We start from the raw sequence: 17,750 nt of genomic DNA, 5'->3' as shown, positions 1-17,750 counted from the left end.
CCTGACACGGGACTAGGAAAGAAATAATTATGACAACTCAAACCACTATCAATAACGAAAAGCTATCTCCGTGGCCTTGGCAGATTAAAGAGAGCACAACTCACTTTGATAACGCAGCAATGTCGACAATTTTGAAAGATTTAAGCCTTGCTTGTTACGTAGTGAACCACCCAGAAAAAGGCTTAGGCGTTAGCCAACAAGCAGAGATTACATCGGGCGATTCAGCAAGTTCAGCGAACAACCAACCTGTTAGCGCATTTGCTCCTGCTCTTGGTACACAAAGCCTAGGCGACGAAGATTTTCGTCGCTGCCACGGCGTGAAATACGCTTACTATGCAGGCGCAATGGCAAACGGCATTTCATCTGAAGAGTTGGTGATTGCGCTTGGTCAAGCAGGCATTCTTTGTTCATTTGGCGCAGCGGGCTTAATCCCGTCTCGCGTTGAACAAGCGATCAACCGTATTCAAGCAGCACTGCCAAACGGCCCTTATGCGTTTAACCTGATTCACAGTCCAAGCGAACCCGCACTAGAGCGCGGCAGTGTTGAACTATTTTTGAAGCACAAAGTGAAAACCGTTGAGGCTTCAGCATTCTTAGGTTTAACACCGCAAATCGTTCACTACCGTGCCGCTGGCCTTAGCCGCGATGCACAAGGTGAGATTCAGATTGGCAACAAGGTTATTGCTAAGGTAAGCCGTACTGAAGTCGCGAGTAAGTTCATGCAACCAGCTCCAGCTAAAATGCTGCAAGCTCTAGTTGATGAAGGTCGAATCACAGCAGAACAGATGGAACTAGCACAGCTAGTTCCTATGGCTGATGACATTACTGCAGAAGCTGACTCTGGTGGTCACACGGATAACCGTCCGCTAGTAACACTGCTACCAACGATTCTAGCGCTGAAAGAGCAAATCCAAGCACAGTATCAATTCAAAACTCCACTGCGTGTCGGTTGTGGTGGTGGCGTAGGTACGCCTGACGCTGCTCTAGCGACGTTTAACATGGGCGCGGCATACATTGTTACTGGCTCTATTAACCAAGCGTGTGTTGAGGCTGGTGCGAGCGAACACACACGTAAGCTGCTTTCAACAACTGAAATGGCTGACGTGACTATGGCTCCGGCAGCAGACATGTTCGAAATGGGTGTGAAACTGCAAGTGGTTAAACGCGGCACTTTATTCCCAATGCGTGCCAACAAACTGTATGAGCTATACACACGTTACGACTCGATTGAAGCGATTCCAGGTGAAGAACGCTTAAAGCTTGAGAAGCAGGTATTCCGTTCAACACTAGATGATATTTGGGCTGGCACTGTGGCTCACTTTAACGAGCGCGATCCTAAACAGATCGAGCGTGCTGAAGGTAACCCGAAACGTAAAATGGCGTTGATTTTCCGTTGGTACTTAGGGCTTTCTAGCCGTTGGTCAAACACCGGTGAACAAGGTCGTGAAATGGATTACCAAGTATGGGCTGGCCCGGCACTTGGCGCATTCAACGCCTGGGCGAAAGACAGCTATCTAGATGATTACCAACAGCGTAATGCCGTTGATCTTGCTAAGCATCTGATGCACGGTGCTGCGTACTTAGCTCGTGTTAACCTGCTGACCTCACAAGGTATCAAGCTTGATCCGGAACTAGCACGCTGGAAGCCGACGCAAAGAATGGCTTAAGTGCCGAGTAGCTAGCTAAATTTTACCAAATAAAAAAGCGACCTTAATTAGGTCGCTTTTCTTTGAATCATCGAAATGTCATTGCAGTCGTTGGTTATTTGATCGCTTTATTTAGCTTCTCGCCAACCACATCTAAACGCCAACCTTGCATAACATCTGGCAGCTTTTCAGGATTACGATCGTGCTTCCATATCCAGCTTAACACTTGGTTAAGTTGCTTCTTCGACGCCAAAAACTCAGTCGCTAAACCACTGTGTTGCGATGCTGTTTTCACTTCATCTTTCAACACTTTGAAGAGTTGCTTGTAACCTGGGTAGTCCATTAGACGTTCTACTGGCGCAGGGTATTCTTCTTCTGGCGTATGCTCAGCTAACTTAACGATTGAACTGATTTTAGCGCCATGGCGACGTACAGAGCGGTAATCAAAACCTTCTTGCTCCATATGTTTAGGATCTTTCATCGCGAAACGCGCAACTGCCCATAGGTCTTGTTCTTTGAAGACAAAGTTCAGCGCTAAGTCACGCTTAATCGCTTCTTTTAAACGCCAAGTTGCTAGCGGTCTTAAAATAGCTAGCTGCTGAGGCTTTAGCTGCCACGCGCCTTTAATATCAAGGTAAGCGTTATCTGGGTTTGCTTTACGGATGCGCTTAGCCACTTGTAAATCAGACTCTTGCTGCGCCGCTTCCCACCAGCCCGCTTCCATCACTTTTTCTAGAAGCTTGTTGTACATTGGCATCAAGTAGTGAACGTCTGCTGCTGCGTAGTCGAGTTGCTTTTGAGAAAGCGGACGCGCTAGCCAGTCGGTGCGAGATTCACTCTTATCTAGGTCAACGCCTACAAACTCTGAAACGAGAGCTGCAAAGCCAGTTGAAAGACCATGACCTAAGAAGGCTGCCATGATCTGCGTATCAACCATTGGCGTTGGCGTACAGCCAAATGCGTTCTGGAACACTTCTAGATCTTCGCCACACGCGTGCAAAACTTTCAGTACTGAAGTGTCTTTCAATAACCCAACAAACGGGGTCATTTCATCAAGAGCAATAGGATCAATCAGTGACAGCGTTTCACCATCAAATAACTGAATTAAGCCTAATTGAGGGTAATAGGTTCTTGTACGAACGAACTCTGTATCAAACATAACAACATCGGCTTCACGTGCTTGTTGGCAAACTCGCTCAAGGTCTTTCACTTGGGTAATGATTTGATAATCCACAAAAACTCTCACTGATTTTACTTTGATCGCCGGATACAAAAATGCCGACATTAACTGTCGGCATTCTAACACCATTTTTCAGCGCTCGCTTAGATTAAGCGCCTGAATGGTTTCGAGGGCTAATTTCTCGCAAACCCGAGCACTACTCGCTTGCGCGTTTGGCAAGCTCTGCGTCGTTTTCTTCACGAAGCACTCGGCGCAAGATTTTACCTACATTGGTTTTTGGTAGTTCTTCACGGAACTCAATCAATTTAGGGATCTTGTAACCTGTTAGGTGTTCACGACAGTGCGCGATAATGTCTTCTTTGGTTAGGCTCGGGTCACGTTTCACAACGTAAATCTTAACCAGTTCACCTGACACTTCATGAGGTTGGCCGATAGCCGCAACTTCTAACACTTTGCCGTGTAGAGCCACTACATCTTCAATCTCGTTCGGGTAAACGTTGAAGCCCGACACTAGAATCATGTCTTTCTTACGGTCTACGATGTACAGCAAGCCTTCGTCATCAAACTTAACGATGTCACCTGTCGATAACCAACCGTCTTGATCGATCACTTCTTTGGTCGCTTCTGGACGCTGCCAGTAGCCTTGCATCACTTGAGGACCACGGACCTGCAATTCACCCACTTGGTCATTGCCAACCACTTTACCTTCATCATCAACAATACGAACTTCTGTTGATGGTACTGGTAGGCCGATTGCACCTGTGTAGTCTTTCAGATCGTATGGGTTACCTGTGACCAAAGGAGCACATTCAGTTAAACCATAGCCTTCAAGTAGGTGGACACCTGTCGCTTTCTTCCATTGCTCAGCAACAGCGCGCTGAACCGCCATACCACCGCCAACAGACAGACGCATGTTACTGAAATCCAACTCGTGGAAATCTTCGTTATTCACTAGCGCATTGAACAAGGTGTTTACGCCAGTAATCGCGGTAAACGGAACTTTTTGTAATTCTTTAATAAAGCCAGGAATGTCACGAGGGTTAGTAATCAAAAGGTTACGACCACCCATCTCAACAAACAGTAAGCAGTTCACTGTCAATGCAAATACATGGTAAAGCGGCAATGCCGTTACCACCAATTCACGGCCTTCTTGTAGCACAGGGCTGTATGCCCCTTTCGCTTGAAGTACGTTCGCAATCATATTGCGGTGCGTTAGAATTGCGCCCTTCGCTACACCCGTTGTACCACCTGTGTACTGTAGGAATGCGATGTCATCACCCGCCATAAACGGCTTCACATATTGAAGACGACGGCCTTTGTAAAGTGCCTTTCTGAATGAAATGGCACCCGGTAGATCGTACTTAGGCACCATCCCTTTCACGTATTTCACTACGAAGTCGACAATCGTACCTTTCGCTCGTGGCAACATTTGCCCAAGGCTAGTGAGTACAACGTGTTTAACCGGAGTTTTATCAACGACTTTCTCCAGTGTGCTCGCAAAGTTAGAAACGATAACAATCGCCTTTGCACCAGAGTCATTCAGTTGGTGTTCAAGTTCGCGAGGCGTGTACAGTGGGTTGACGTTCACAGCAATCATACCTGCACGCAGTACACCAAACAGTGCAATTGGGTATTGCAGCAAGTTTGGCATCATCAGCGCGACACGATCGCCTTTCTTCAGTTTTAGATCATTCTGCAAGTAAGCAGCAAAAGCACGACTGCGCTCTTCAAGCTTACGGAATGTCATAATCGATCCCATGTTCTCGAATGCAGGTTGGTCGGCGAACTTCTGTACCGACTGTTCAAACATTTCAATGAGAGATTGGTACTGATCTGGGTTGATCGTTTCTGGTACGTCACTTGGATAACGTGAAAGCCAAGGTTTATCCACGATGTTACTCCTCGTTTATCAGCTGACGACTGCTTCGCCGCTTTTTATCATTGCGGTATTACAGCACAGCTTTAGTGCATGAGCACTAAAAGGCTCAAACACTTGTTTAAATTTTGTTAACTACACCAAGAATTAGCTCTGAAACTAGCTCTGGGCTCTCTAAATGACAATGATGTCCGCCAGGAATCGTCTCTATATTCAGAGGACTATGCGCTGATTTGTAGCGATTATGCTGCAAATGTCGGTATCCATCATTCCCTAGGATTATTAATTGAGGGCATTCAATAGCCGCCATGATCGCTTCAGCGTGCGCCTGTGACATTCGATATAACGAGTCACATTTTAGATTAGGGTCGCATCGCCATTGCCAAGAGTTCTCAAACTCGACAATACCTCGCTCAACAATAGGAGCGATTAATTCAGCATTAATTTGGTTGGCGTGAGCTCTCAGCTTAATAGCATCCTCAAGACTTGCCAGAGGACGTGAAGGCTTTCTTCGCTGTCGAAGACGACTAAGTACCCCATCCCTCAAGCGAGAGACTGTTTCGTGGGGAGCTTCAGAAAGAGGTCCGTGACCTTCAATTTGAATTAATCCTGACACATTTTCAGGAAAGGCGGCACTATAGCAACTTGCTATCAATGCACCAAGTGAATGTCCTACCAGTAACAGTCTGTTTGGCGATAATTTGGTCACTAGCTGGTGCAAATCATCAATATAGTCGTGAAATGGGTAGTAACTCCCCGACTTATGCGACGAGAAACCGTGCCCAAAAAGATCGATCGCAACTAAGTGAGTATCTGGAGAAAGCTTAGAGACTTGCTGCATGACCTGAGTAAAACTTGCGGAATTGTCTAGCCAGCCATGAATAAAAACGACCGTCGTTGCGGTCGTTTGTGGGTTGCCAATCTGTTGAGTTGCAAGTGTCCCGCTCGCAAGGGAATATGACTGTTCAATCATTGATAGTATGGTGTCCCTGTCATTGGGTATGTCGAATTAAGGTTCGACTATTGCACATCTTGAATCACACGACCTGACTTAGGCATGGTTTGAAAGCTGCGACAATGTAAACTTCTGCAAGAGTAGTAAGTTGGCGCAAAGTCATTAATGACCACTCTTTCAGTGATCTGCCATAAACGTTGATTGTAGACATTCATGACTGGGAAAGTGTAAGGGTATTCACCAACCATACCGTCTTCAGTGCTATTTGATGTGCCAACTAAAGTAACTAAACGACCCTCTGCAAAGCTCAATGGTTCAACATAGCCATCAATGTAACCAACAAAACGTCCTTTTGGTTCCGCATCAATATCAGGCTTACCACTACTTGAGATAGGTAAGTTCACCACTTCCACACGCGTTTTATCTTTCAGATTAGTGACTTTAGCAATCACGCCACCCAAACGAACATCATCGGCATCCGGTAGTGTGTTTACCCACTCTTGGTAGTCAGTTACCACCTGTTCTGAGTTTGCATTAAGTTCTTTAGGTAAAGAGGAGCACCCCATCACCATCGTAGAGAAAGCGACAAGGAAAAATAAGCGAGATTTAGATATGAGAGAATACATAATGCAGCTCCTTAGAGCAGGATAAATGAAAACACAAAGCTAGATATAAATATCGACCCCAATTAGCTTTGCAAGTTCCTCTTTTTTAGCTTGATTCATCACATCCATATACTCCTCCATCGCACGTCGTCCGCGCCCTTCTGGAAGATCATATTGAATCTGAGCCTTGTGAATCTCAGACTCTTTGACCTGGCGAATAGAATGCGAGACAGCATTCGCGACCTTTGTTGGCTGACCAACAGAGGTCTTTGCATCGCCTTTTTTTACCTCATTCTTTTTGTTGGTTCGATTGGTTTTAGATGTATTGCCTATCGAAGAAGGAGGTAAGCCGTTGATTGAAACCATGCTTAAAGAATTTATTACCTGATTTTAATAACGGCTCTACAAAATAAACTGCAGAGCCAAAATAATACGTATTTACTCGCGACCAGGCAGTTTTTTCCAAGTCACTTTATCACGTAGGTAAACCGGCTCAGACTCTTCAGCTGCAACCGCTTTGCCTTCAGCATAAGCAAATTGAGCAAGGAACGCCATGTCTTGAGCTTCTGGGAATAGCACTTCACACACTTTGGTGTTGATCGCTAGTGTGTCCATGTGCTCTGCATACGCTTCCCAACCTGTGCCGACTTTTGCCCATGTCTCAGAATCCGCTTCAAGCTGTTCAGCCAATTCGCTTGGAGGCGTCACACATTCCGCATCGACCGCAGTCCAACGACCATCATCTTCACGGCTGTAACGAGCCCAGTAAACTTCACTCATGCGAGCATCAATTGCTGTTGCAACATGAGTTTCGCCAAATTTACGGTAGCTGCCTTGCGCCATCGCTGCCAGTGTAGACACACCGATCATCGGCAAATCAGCACCAAAAGCTAAGCCTTGAGCAATACCAATGCCAATACGTACACCCGTGAAACTGCCCGGGCCTTGGCCAAACGCGATCGCGTCGATATCGGTTAAAGCAACATTCGCTTCTTTCAGTACTTCATCAACCATAGGTAGAATTTTTTTCGTATGGTCTCGAGGTGCCTCTTCGCTACGTGCGAACACCTGGTCACCAATTACTAGTGCAACTGAACAGTTTTCAGTTGCGGTATCTACTGCAAGAATTTTCGCGCTCATTTGTGTCTCAAATATTCGTTATCTAATCTAAAAATAATGGCTAAGCTCAACAATGCTAATTACTCAGCAGCGGTTGAATGGTCTTTAGCTAAGAATTCTTTAATGACCCCTAAGTCACGAGTACGAGGGATAGGCGGTAAACTCGCCAAAAACACACCACCGTAATCGCGGGTCACCAAGCGGTTATCGCAAATAATTAAAGCGCCATTATCACGTTTATCACGTATTAATCGGCCAACACCTTGTTTCAAGGTAATCACTGCGTCTGGTAACTGTACTTGTGCAAAAGGATCACCCCCTTTCAACTTACAGTCTTCAATTCGAGCCTTAAGCAAAGGGTCATCAGGGGCTGTAAAGGGCAATTTGTCGATGATAACACAGCTTAATGCATCGCCCCTAACATCTATACCTTCCCAGAAAGCACCAGTGGCCACCAGCAATGCATTACCTAATTCCATGAATTCTGCTAAGGTTTTTTGCTTACTTGTCTCACCTTGCAGCAGAACGGGAACCGAGAGCGTTTCGCGGAACCGTTCACCCAACTCTTTCATCATGCTGTGTGAGGTACATAAGAAGAAACAGCGACCTTGGTTTTGCTCAATCACAGGGGTCAGCATTCTTACTAGCTTGTCCGCTAAGCCCGGGCTATTCGGTTCTGGTAGATAGCGAGGCACACACAAACGCGCCTGATTTGGGTAATCAAACGGGCTCGGTAGTGAAAACTGTGCCGACGGCTTTAGTCCTAATCGAGAAGTAAAATGATCGAAATCGTCCGACACCGCCAAAGTTGCAGAGGTAAACACCCAAGCACCCGGTTTTAGCTCAATCTGCTCATGGAATTTGTCGGCGACTGAGAGTGGCGTGATGTGCAAAGCAAAGTGTCGTGGCGTGGTGTCATACCAATACGAATAACCAGTAATCGACACGTCACATACACGTTCAATGCGCGACTTGATCATAGTGGCGCGTTCAAAAGCCGTGTCTAACAACTGGCTTCGACCCAATGCTAATTTCAATACATCAACGGCCAGTTGCAACGCATCTTGTAAGCGAACTAGCTCTCTCGCAATCGACTCTGACTTCAATGCTTCACGCCAGTTACCGCGAAAGCCCGTATCGCCAAGCACAATACGTAGATCGGCTGACGATTGAACGAGCCTATCCCCTACTTTCTGCAGTTGGCGCATGTCTTTGGCTTCAGTTCGGTAAGCGATTTCAATGTCCTTGGCTAGCTCTTGGATCTGTCGGCTGGAAACCGATTGTCCGAAGTATTGGCTAGCGATATCGGGAAGTTGGTGCGCTTCATCGAAGATAAATACATCGGCTTCAGGTATCAGCTCACCAAACCCGGTTTCTTTGATCGCTAAATCCGCGAGGAACAAGTGGTGGTTCACTACAACAACATCAGAATCCATCGCTTTTTTACGCGCCTTCAGCACAAAGCAATCGGTGTAGCTTGGGCACTCTTTGCCTAAGCAGTTGTCGTTAGTCGAGGTAATGGTTGGAATGACCGGGCTATCTTCAGCAATATCATCACAGTCACCTAAATCGCCAGTTTGAGTCGCGGACGACCAGCTGCGCACTTTCACCAACTGAGCTAACAGCGTTGGATCGGTGTGAGTGCCATGGCTCTCGATCATTTGACGACTGAGCCTGTCCAAGCACAAATAGTTTGAACGGCCTTTGAGTAACGCAACCTGACCATAAAAACCAAGCGCATCGACCATCAATGGTAAATCTCGGTGAAACAGCTGTTCTTGAAGGTTTTTAGACCCCGTACTGATGATCGTTTTCTTACCACTCAGCAGTGCTGGCACTAGATAAGCAAACGTCTTACCTGTCCCCGTTCCCGCTTCAACGACCAATTGGCTCTGTTGTTCAATAGCCTGTGAAACCGCTTCAGCCATGTCTAGCTGGGCTTGTCGAGGTTGGAACCCAGGGATCGCTTTACCCAAAGCACCATCAGCAGAAAACGTTTTAGATATCATAGAGTACGAAGTTTAGAAAAATAGAAGGCGAATTATGGCAGGTTTAGTGAGCCGGCGCGAATCAAGAATGACTTCGCACCGGAGGTGTTTGGTTCGGGTTAAGCTACCTAGAAGGTAAGAATTGAAGAAATAAAAATCAAAGAATCGTTATTATTTTCGGCTGAGATAACGCGACAACCAAGGGGCACCTTCAAAATGATTATCGCAAGGCTGCATGGCTTTCACTGCATCGGTTGGTGAGGTTTTACTTTCCCACATTTCATCTAGAACATTACCATCTAACTCTGTACTTCCCGCTAATGAATTCACTCGTTTGCAGTACAGTTTTTTTGCTAGTAACTCTTTATCCATAAGTATCACCTCTATTTTTGGCCAAAGCGTCAATGCCTCGGTTGAAGTTCAAATGCGTACTACGGTCAAAACTTGAAAAATGAAGCTTCTGCCTTTTTTTCTATCGAAAAACTGATATTTCTATATAAAACAATTTATCGATGCGATAAATGAGCAGCAGAATTTGTTGAAACCAACTTGATAATAGATTAATTATAACGGTGATACTGCGGCTCAGTTCACCGTTCGACGGCCTGCATTAAATTTTGAAGAATCCCGATTTCATATAATAAGTGCAACATTCATGGAAGTAAGATGCAAATGGAAAGAAAAACTTTATTAACACATTGTACTGACGCCCCTGGCCTCATCTCAAAGATCACCAACATTTGTTATAAGCACCAACTCAATATTATTCACAATAATGAGTTCGTTGATAACACAAGTGGCCACTTCTTTATGCGCACCGAGCTAGAGGGCTACTTCAATGACGAAACCTTACTCGCCGATTTAGACCAAGCCCTGCCAGAAAACACAAAACGTAAGCTGGTTGATTCATCTCGTAAGCGTGTTGTGATTCTGGTAACTAAAGAAGCACACTGCCTTGGCGATATTCTGATGAAGAACTTCGATGGCAGTTTAGATGTTGATATTGCGGCAGTAGTTGGTAACTACGATACACTACAAAGCCTAACCGAGCGTTTTGATATCCCTTACCACCATGTTTCTCACGAAGGATTAAACCGTGAAGAACATGAGAAGAAGATGCTTGAAGTCATTGACCAGTATGAGGCGGACTATCTAGTGCTTGCTAAATACATGCGAGTGCTGACGCCGGGGTTTGTTGAGAAGTACAACCACAAAATCATCAACATTCACCACAGCTTCTTGCCAGCATTCATTGGTGCCAAGCCATACCAGCAAGCTTACGAGCGCGGTGTGAAGATCATTGGTGCAACGGCGCACTTTGTGACAAACGATCTCGATGAAGGTCCAATCATCAAGCAAGATGTTATCCCAGTGGATCACAACTTCAGCGCAAAAGACATGGCACAAGCGGGTCGTGACGTAGAGAAGAACGTGTTGAGCAAGGCTTTAAACAAAGTGATCAACGATCATGTATTTGTTTACGGCAACAAGACCGTGATTCTGTAGGTCGGAGGTTCGATTTCCGGTAAGACTTCCAGTTAAAACCCAATAAAAAACGCGTAATAGGATTTCTCCATTACGCGTTTTTTGTATCTGATGATCTGACTAGCTTTATGAGATTTCCGACTACGGGAATGACGAACTCGGTGATGAATCTTATAACTATAGGCTCTAACATGCGCCCTAGAACACTCAGACTGTCAGCATCTAAAGGTAGACTCCGGCAAACACCATCAAACACCCCGTCATTCCGACGAGCCTTGGTGAGTTCAGGAATCTATTCCCAGCAACTATCCAATCAAATTAGGCCTGTTCTGACTCAACAATCTTCTTCAAAGAATGTGGATGCAGCTTAATGCAAATCCCTTGATGCTTGAATGCAACCGTTGGATTATTCAAACGTTCCCCCTCACCTTTCGGGCTAGAGAGTTTTATCTTAATGCCTTGATCTGCCAAATTTTCAAACTTAGCAGCGAACTGCGGGTAAGTCTCTTTAAGGTCTGCTAGATACTCATCGGCCGTTTGTGCGTGAGAAGGAATCACAAACTCTACATGCTCCCAATCTTGGCTCGGGTAAATCTTGCCTTCAGCTGGGTATGGAAGCTCTAAACATTCAATCTTCCAACCAAGGCTTTGCAATGGTTTATCGAAAGCCAACACCACAATGGGACGACCATTGATCATCGCTTCTGAAATCGTAGAGCCGTATTCAGACCATGCTTGATGTGCTGATTTCGCAAGCTCAGTTTCATTGATTCTTAATGCAATATGATCCGCTTGAGCAAAGCTTAAATCCAAACCCAGCACATTTCCGAGGTTCTCAATTTTCGTCATAAACGTATCAAGGCGTGCAATCATTTGTTGTGGTTCTAGTTCTGCTTGCTTCAGGCTCATCGTCATTGTCTATGTTCTCCAAATAATGGCAGCATGGTATCAGTTTTACTTCCAGCAACAAGCGCTGCTTTGACAAAAAACACTCAAAAAGTACCGTGTCTTACTTTCCTAAATAGACAAACTTGGCTTGGTCAAAGTTGATTGTCAAAAACCCCTCAGGAAATGTTAATTTTCTATCAATTCGACCTATAAGAAAGCCCACAAAATTGGTATGATTAACGCCATTTTTGTGAACTTAAACAGAGTCTGTTGTTCATTTCAGCATTAAATCGTTAACTAGAAGCATAATTAGCCAAATTTAATGCCCACGAAATAACGGCTACTCTTATTCATCCTTGAATTGAAGGAAACGCGTGTGAATATCCAAGCACTGATTAATGACAAAGTATCTCAGGCTCTAGAAGCCGCTGGCGCACCTGCAGGCTCTCCTGCGGCTGTCCGTCAATCTGCAAAACCACAATTTGGTGACTACCAAGCAAACGGCATTATGGGTGTTGCTAAACGACTAGGCACTAACCCTCGAGAATTTGCTCAAAAAGTATTGGACGTTCTAAACCTAGACGGTATCGCTTCTAAAGTTGAAATCGCAGGTCCAGGTTTCCTAAACATCTTCCTAGATGAAACGTTCCTGGCACAACAAGCAGACGCAGCGCTTGCTGACTCTCGCCTTGGTGTTTCAGCCGCAGAAGCACAAACGATTGTTGCTGACTACTCAGCTCCAAACGTTGCAAAAGAAATGCACGTAGGCCACTTACGTTCAACGATCATCGGTGATGCTGTTGTTCGTACACTTGAGTTCTTAGGTCACAAAGTTATCCGTGCTAACCACATTGGTGACTGGGGTACTCAATTCGGTATGCTTATCGCAAACCTTGAGCGCATCCAAGCTGAAACTGGTGAAGTTTCAATGGAACTGTCAGATCTTGAGCAGTTCTACCGTGAATCTAAAAAGCTTTACGACGAAGACGAAGAATTCGCTGTGAAAGCTCGTGGCTACGTAGTGAAACTGCAAGGTGGCGACGCATACTGTGCTGAAATGTGGAAAAAGCTTGTTGACGTAACCATGGTTCAAAACCAACGTAACTACGATCGCCTGAACGTATCACTAACACGTGATGATGTGATGGGTGAAAGTATGTACAACCATATGCTTTCAAACATCGTTTCTGACCTACAAACACAAGGTCTAGCAAAAGAGTCTGACGGCGCACAAGTTGTATTCCTAGACGAATACAAAAACAAAGATGGCGACCCTATGGGCGTTATCGTGCAAAAACGTGACGGTGGCTTCCTATACACCACCACCGATATTGCATGTGCTAAATATCGTTTTGAAGAACTGGGCGCAGATCGCGTACTTTACTTCATCGACTCTCGTCAGCACCAACACCTAATGCAAGCTTGGACTATCGTTCGTAAAGCGGGTTATGTTCCTGAGTCTGTATCTCTTGAGCACCACGCATTCGGCATGATGCTAGGTAAAGATGGTAAGCCATTTAAAACTCGTGCAGGCGGTACAGTACGTCTTGCTGACCTTCTAGACGAAGCAGAAGTACGTGCAACTCAGCTGATTGAATCTAAAAACCCTGAGCTAGCAGAAGACGAGAAGAAAACCATTGCGAACACAGTAGCAATGGCAGCAGTTAAATACGCAGACCTTTCTAAGCACCGTACCACTGATTACGTGTTCGACTGGGAAAACATGCTGGCATTTGAAGGCAACACAGCACCGTACATGCAGTACGCATACACTCGTGTCGCTTCAATCTTTGCTAAAGCAGGCATTTCTATGGACTCTCTAGAAGGTGAAATCAAAATCACTGAAGAGAAAGAGAAAGCCCTTATCGCGAAACTTCTACAATTTGAAGAAGCGGTACAGTCTGTTGCTCGTGAAGGTCAACCACACATCATGTGTAGCTACCTGTTCGAACTTGCTGGTCAATTCTCTAGCTTCTACGAAGCATGCCCTATCCTTGTGGCTGAAGATGAAACCGTTAAACAGAGCCGCCTGAAGCTTGCTGCACTGACAGCTAAGACTATCAAGCAAGGCCTGTCGCTTCTAGGCATCGAAACTCTAGAGCGTATGTAATTCCCTTCGGGTTACAATGAATAAATACAAAGGTTGATGTGAGAGCATCAACCTTTTGTTTTATCTAACGTATACTGAATTCAAGAAATCGAAATGGATAATAATAATGAGCTTTGAACTTCACCCACAGTTAGCAAAAGACACCACGCTTATCGGCGAATTTCCACTAAGCTTGGCACTGCTAAGCAAAGACAGCGCAGTGCCTTGGGTTATCTTGGTGCCAAAACGCGCCAACCTAAAAGAGTTGCACCATCTGCCAATGAAAGAACAACAGCAGTTCTTGCTTGAGTCTCAAGCGGTAAGCCAAGCATTAGAAGCGACATTCCAACCAGACAAATTAAACCTTGGCGCGCTGGGTAACATGGTGCCACAGCTACACATTCACCATATTGCGCGCTTCAAAGACGACATCGCATGGCCAGGCCCGGTATGGGGCAATACCAAAGGTGAGCAACGTACGGAAGAAGAACAAGCTGCAATCCATACTCGTATCCAAAACGTTTTGTCGCTGAGTTCTATCTTCAAGAAAGCGTAATTTGAGTTGTTCTCATTGAACTTTAAACAAGGCAGTTCAGAAAAGACACATAACAAAAAGCCGCTCACCTAAAATAGGTGAGCGGCTTTTTTATTGTCTAATCTCGTCGCTTTCAACGAGAGTATGAAGGCCTGAACTACATCATCACATTCAGTGACAAACCATCTTGTTTGCTGATGGTGTAGCGAATACGTGTTGTGTGACCATGCTTATTGGTGTCGACCAAGCGAGATATCTTGCCTTTCTTGACCCACACTCCCAGCATCGCATCGATACCGTCTTCACTTACCCCAAACTTAGATGCAAGCTCACTACGTGCAGCGACACCTTCGTTATCAATGTATCGATGAAGTTCAGTTAAAATCATACTACTTGCACCTCAAGTGCTTTTTGCTTACTGCCGATTTTCTTGAAGATGCGATACGTCACCACAAAACCACCAGCAATTGCCACCATCCACACAGCACTACTTACTGGGTGTACAGAGAAGTTTGCTGCTTGGTAATAGAAGGTCGCACCGAAGTAACCAAGTGCCATTGTCCAAACTGCGATGAAGCGGGCAAACGTCTGACCAAATTCACGAACATAAGCACCCATCGCTGCCACACAAGGTGTGTAAAGCAAGATTAGGATTAAGTAAGCAAACGCAGCGTGGCCTGATACAAACTTATCTTTCAAGTTACCAAAGATCGAAGTATCAACCTCTTGATCAGCAGCCACAGAACTAGAGTCAGACAAGTCACCAACTTCAATGCCTAATGGATCGGAATAGCTCAAACCAGCAAGGTTTTCAGGAATGGTCATTACGGCTTCTTCTAAACTTGCCGCTAGATCAAACTCAGCCGCTTCTTCATCAGAAGGTGTAGTGTATAAGCTATTTAGCGTACCAACCACAGCTTCTTTCGCAAAAATACCGGTAATGATACCAACCGTTGCAGGCCAGTTCTCTTCAGTAATACCAATCGGTTGGAACACTGGAGTTACAACTTGAGCCGCTTTAGATAGCACAGAACTTTCACTATCTTCGTTACCAAAACTGCCGTCCATACCTAATGAATTCAAGAAACTCAGAATTGCCACAACCATTACAATGGTTTTACCTGCGCCAAGCACGAAACGTTTCAGCTTCTGCCAAGTTTTCAGCATCACGTTTTGCACGGTCGGCAATTCGTAATCCGGCATTTCCATAACCAAGCTATCGCTGCTACCAGGATAGATAGTATTTTTAAGGAACAAGCCCGTAAATACAGAAGCCAGAATACCCATGATGTACAGAGCGAACACAACGTTTTGTCCAGCACCAGGAAAGAATGCAGCAGCAAACAGTGCGTATACAGGTAGACGAGCACCACATGACATAAACGGTGCCATTGAAGCGGCGAGTTTACGTTCGCGCTCTTGGTCAAGAGTACGCGTTGCCATGATAGAAGGTACGTTACAGCCAAAACCCAGAACAAGTGGTACAAATGCTTTGCCCGGTAAGCTAATTTTCTGCATCACTTTATCCAGTACAAATGCAGCGCGGGCCATGTAGCCTGAACTTTCTAGTACCGCTAAGAACAAGTAAAGCGCGGCAATAACCGGAATAAAGGTCGCAACCGTTTGGATACCACCACCAATACCATCAGCAAGAACGGTGACTAGCCAAACCGGTAAGTGACCATCTAATAAGTGATGTCCGCCATCAACTAATATTGCGCCAACACCAATATCGAAGAAGTCGATAAACGCGCTACCGATATTGATAGAGAACATAAACATTAGGTACATGATGACGAAGAAGAAAGGAATCCCGACCCATTTATTCAAAATGAATTGATCGGCTTTCTCTGTGAAATTACGGCTCAGTTTGCCTTCGCTGCGACGAACTCGTTTACAAAGTTCATGTAAGAAAGTGTATTTAGCGTCAGCAACAGCAAGATCAATATCGAAATCGGCACCAAGACGCACACTATCAATTTGAGTGCGAGTTTGTGGGGCCAAACCATTCAATACCAAGTAATCATTTTCTAAAGCACGAATCGCTAGCGCTCGGTGAGATACGTCAGCATCATCAAATTGTGACTCAACAGAAGGAATAAGAGCTTCTAACGCGACATCGTAATCAATAGAGATAGGATCAAGACTCACACCTTGAACCAGAAGCTTATGCAAACGCTCTTTAAAACGAACCACTTGTCCTTTATCGTTTGCTGACAAGCTTAGAACCGGGCAACCTAGCTCTTTTTCTAGAGCCTTAAGATTAATCACCTGACGCTCACGCTTTAATACATCCATTTTGTTCAATACAACGATCATTGGGCGACCCAACTCTCGCAATTGTAATGTCATGTATAAGCTTCTTTCCAAACAGCTAGCATCAACAACATTGATGATGACGTCCGCTGGGTGAGTAAGCACGGCGCGTGATGCAATAGACTCATCGATACTGTTTGCATCATTGCCACTGTCTAGTGCATAAATGCCTGGTAAATCCGTTAACTGAAATTGATCACCAGCGTGCGAATATAAACCGGTTTTCTTTTCTACGGTCACACCAACCCAGTTACCAACGTGCTGTTTTGCGCCAGTTAATGCGTTAAATAATGTTGTTTTACCACTATTAGGGTTACCAACAGTAAGAACTTGATAATCCATTTAGATAACCTCGATTTGTTCTGCAATGCTTTCACGAATGGCTATAGAAACACCTCTCACTTCAACTTGAAGCGGATCACCCATAGGTGCACGACGGATAAGTGTCACCTCGGTTTTTGGCAACATGCCCATAACCATTAGTTTTTTTCTAACGTCTGGTGTTAAACCTGTAAGTGCAACAATAGAAGCCGCTTTTCCTTGCTCTAGTTGTGAGAGTTTCATAAGTACCCAGTTCGAGATTGATAATGAGAAAGATTGTTATTACCGACATAATACACGCACATACCCACAATTCTATTGTGTGAAATCAATGTTTTCGAAAATACACTCTCGTAAATTTCGTTAAAAACGTTTACGTCAAAAACGTCACTTTCAACAATTAGTGGGGACTACCTTACTAGTACGTGTCAACCAGAAAACAATAAGGCAATAATAATCAACAACTTATAATAATGTCGGTTTTCTCACAGTCATCTGTCGTTAATTTTATAAGCAAAACAAGTCGCTACCCGTATAGTTACTCCATCGAAGAGAAACTCTTTCTCTTTAATTTTATTCCAGAGGTGATGTGGCTTGCCATATCACTCCGGCAGCAAGCGAAGGTGTCATTGGCACCCGTGGTATAGTCCCCCCGGCTATACCACGATATTTTTTTTCTTCCTTTTGTTTTAACCCAAAAACCTTTTTAAACTCCCCCAACTATCGTTATATCTCGTATCTCGTATC

The 17,750-nt window shown here is 44.9% G+C and carries 16 protein-coding genes; 4 read left to right on the top strand and 12 right to left on the bottom strand.

The genetic code is table 11. The annotated features are described in order from the left end of the window. Positions 1-29: 29 nt before the first annotated feature. A complete protein-coding gene (pfaD, locus tag AB4589_RS10600; RefSeq protein ID WP_372100362.1) occupies positions 30-1,667 on the top strand; it encodes an eicosapentaenoate synthase subunit PfaD in 1,638 nt (545 codons plus the stop codon). Positions 1,668-1,761: 94 nt separating this feature from the next. Here the strand turns inward: pfaD and rnd are convergent, their stop codons facing one another. The 8 genes from rnd to AB4589_RS10560 form a co-directional block, all read right to left on the bottom strand. Then, entirely contained in the window at positions 1,762-2,880 is a 1,119-nt protein-coding gene (gene rnd / locus AB4589_RS10595) for a ribonuclease D (RefSeq protein ID WP_372100360.1), read from the bottom strand. 142 nt (positions 2,881-3,022) lie between these two features. Beyond that, entirely contained in the window at positions 3,023-4,717 is a 1,695-nt protein-coding gene (fadD, locus tag AB4589_RS10590) for a long-chain-fatty-acid--CoA ligase FadD (protein ID WP_009847299.1), read from the bottom strand. 106 nt (positions 4,718-4,823) lie between these two features. Continuing rightward, the gene (locus tag AB4589_RS10585) at positions 4,824-5,675 is read right to left on the bottom strand and encodes an alpha/beta fold hydrolase (protein WP_372100358.1); all 852 of its coding nucleotides are present in this window, start codon (positions 5,673-5,675) and stop codon (positions 4,824-4,826) included. A 47-nt stretch (positions 5,676-5,722) separates the two neighbouring features. Beyond that, positions 5,723-6,283 (bottom strand): Slp family lipoprotein, encoded by a 561-nt coding sequence (locus AB4589_RS10580; RefSeq protein ID WP_372100356.1) that lies wholly within the window; start codon positions 6,281-6,283, stop codon positions 5,723-5,725. Positions 6,284-6,322: 39 nt separating this feature from the next. Further along, entirely contained in the window at positions 6,323-6,628 is a 306-nt protein-coding gene (locus tag AB4589_RS10575) for a hypothetical protein (protein ID WP_009847302.1), read from the bottom strand. 72 nt (positions 6,629-6,700) lie between these two features. Next, complete coding sequence (tsaB, locus tag AB4589_RS10570) at positions 6,701-7,402, bottom strand: tRNA (adenosine(37)-N6)-threonylcarbamoyltransferase complex dimerization subunit type 1 TsaB (protein ID WP_371709051.1); 702 nt, start codon at positions 7,400-7,402, stop codon at positions 6,701-6,703. A gap of 59 nt (positions 7,403-7,461) precedes the next feature. Next, on the bottom strand, positions 7,462-9,390 hold the full coding sequence (locus tag AB4589_RS10565) for an ATP-dependent DNA helicase (RefSeq protein WP_372100354.1): 1,929 nt from the start codon (positions 9,388-9,390) through the stop codon (positions 7,462-7,464). A 150-nt stretch (positions 9,391-9,540) separates the two neighbouring features. Continuing rightward, positions 9,541-9,741: a hypothetical protein gene (locus tag AB4589_RS10560; protein ID WP_009847305.1), complete on the bottom strand. Its 201-nt coding sequence runs from the start codon at positions 9,739-9,741 to the stop codon at positions 9,541-9,543. A 300-nt stretch (positions 9,742-10,041) separates the two neighbouring features. Here AB4589_RS10560 and purU point away from each other — a divergent pair, with 300 nt between their 5' ends. Further along, on the top strand, positions 10,042-10,875 hold the full coding sequence (gene purU / locus AB4589_RS10555; RefSeq protein WP_012604522.1) for a formyltetrahydrofolate deformylase: 834 nt from the start codon (positions 10,042-10,044) through the stop codon (positions 10,873-10,875). A gap of 297 nt (positions 10,876-11,172) precedes the next feature. Here purU and AB4589_RS10550 read toward each other — a convergent pair whose 3' ends face one another. Then, the gene (locus AB4589_RS10550; RefSeq protein ID WP_009847307.1) at positions 11,173-11,769 is read right to left on the bottom strand and encodes a VOC family protein; all 597 of its coding nucleotides are present in this window, start codon (positions 11,767-11,769) and stop codon (positions 11,173-11,175) included. Positions 11,770-12,118: 349 nt separating this feature from the next. Here AB4589_RS10550 and argS point away from each other — a divergent pair, with 349 nt between their 5' ends. Together argS and AB4589_RS10540 are read left to right on the top strand one after the other, a co-directional pair. Further along, the gene (gene argS, locus AB4589_RS10545) at positions 12,119-13,852 is read left to right on the top strand and encodes an arginine--tRNA ligase (RefSeq protein ID WP_009847308.1); all 1,734 of its coding nucleotides are present in this window, start codon (positions 12,119-12,121) and stop codon (positions 13,850-13,852) included. Between the two features lie 106 nt (positions 13,853-13,958). Then, on the top strand, positions 13,959-14,387 hold the full coding sequence (locus tag AB4589_RS10540; RefSeq protein ID WP_065110960.1) for an HIT domain-containing protein: 429 nt from the start codon (positions 13,959-13,961) through the stop codon (positions 14,385-14,387). A gap of 136 nt (positions 14,388-14,523) precedes the next feature. Here AB4589_RS10540 and AB4589_RS10535 read toward each other — a convergent pair whose 3' ends face one another. Genes AB4589_RS10535 through AB4589_RS10525 form a run of 3 tightly spaced genes read right to left on the bottom strand, consistent with a single transcriptional unit; the run spans position 14,524 to position 17,246 of the window. Beyond that, on the bottom strand, positions 14,524-14,754 hold the full coding sequence (locus tag AB4589_RS10535; RefSeq protein ID WP_017103228.1) for a FeoC-like transcriptional regulator: 231 nt from the start codon (positions 14,752-14,754) through the stop codon (positions 14,524-14,526). Continuing rightward, a complete protein-coding gene (feoB, locus tag AB4589_RS10530) occupies positions 14,751-17,024 on the bottom strand; it encodes a Fe(2+) transporter permease subunit FeoB (RefSeq protein ID WP_372100351.1) in 2,274 nt (757 codons plus the stop codon). The genes AB4589_RS10535 and feoB overlap by 4 nt, the downstream gene beginning before the upstream one ends. After that, positions 17,025-17,246, bottom strand: coding sequence for a FeoA family protein (locus AB4589_RS10525; protein ID WP_004734203.1), 222 nt, complete (start codon positions 17,244-17,246; stop codon positions 17,025-17,027). Positions 17,247-17,750 lie beyond the last annotated feature (504 nt).

This window comes from Vibrio sp. 10N.222.49.A3 (assembly GCF_041475145.1).
GTDB lineage: Bacteria > Pseudomonadota > Gammaproteobacteria > Enterobacterales > Vibrionaceae > Vibrio > Vibrio tasmaniensis_A.
This window is presented reverse-complemented; position numbering and strand designations above follow the sequence as displayed.

Bases quoted from the DNA above. Each gene is read 5' to 3' on its own strand.
- AB4589_RS10525 (WP_004734203.1), bottom strand. From the start codon at position 17,246: ATGAAACTCTCACAACTAGAGCAAGGAAAAGCGGCTTCTATTGTTGCA.
- purU (WP_012604522.1), top strand. From the start codon at position 10,042: ATGGAAAGAAAAACTTTATTAACACATTGTACTGACGCCCCTGGCCTC.
- AB4589_RS10575 (WP_009847302.1), bottom strand. From the start codon at position 6,628: ATGGTTTCAATCAACGGCTTACCTCCTTCTTCGATAGGCAATACATCT.
- AB4589_RS10550 (WP_009847307.1), bottom strand. From the start codon at position 11,769: ATGACGATGAGCCTGAAGCAAGCAGAACTAGAACCACAACAAATGATT.
- AB4589_RS10535 (WP_017103228.1), bottom strand. From the start codon at position 14,754: ATGATTTTAACTGAACTTCATCGATACATTGATAACGAAGGTGTCGCT.
- AB4589_RS10560 (WP_009847305.1), bottom strand. From the start codon at position 9,741: ATGGATAAAGAGTTACTAGCAAAAAAACTGTACTGCAAACGAGTGAAT.
- AB4589_RS10580 (WP_372100356.1), bottom strand. From the start codon at position 6,283: ATGTATTCTCTCATATCTAAATCTCGCTTATTTTTCCTTGTCGCTTTC.
- feoB (WP_372100351.1), bottom strand. From the start codon at position 17,024: ATGGATTATCAAGTTCTTACTGTTGGTAACCCTAATAGTGGTAAAACA.
- AB4589_RS10585 (WP_372100358.1), bottom strand. From the start codon at position 5,675: ATGATTGAACAGTCATATTCCCTTGCGAGCGGGACACTTGCAACTCAA.
- AB4589_RS10565 (WP_372100354.1), bottom strand. From the start codon at position 9,390: ATGATATCTAAAACGTTTTCTGCTGATGGTGCTTTGGGTAAAGCGATC.
- pfaD (WP_372100362.1), top strand. From the start codon at position 30: ATGACAACTCAAACCACTATCAATAACGAAAAGCTATCTCCGTGGCCT.
- tsaB (WP_371709051.1), bottom strand. From the start codon at position 7,402: ATGAGCGCGAAAATTCTTGCAGTAGATACCGCAACTGAAAACTGTTCA.
- AB4589_RS10540 (WP_065110960.1), top strand. From the start codon at position 13,959: ATGAGCTTTGAACTTCACCCACAGTTAGCAAAAGACACCACGCTTATC.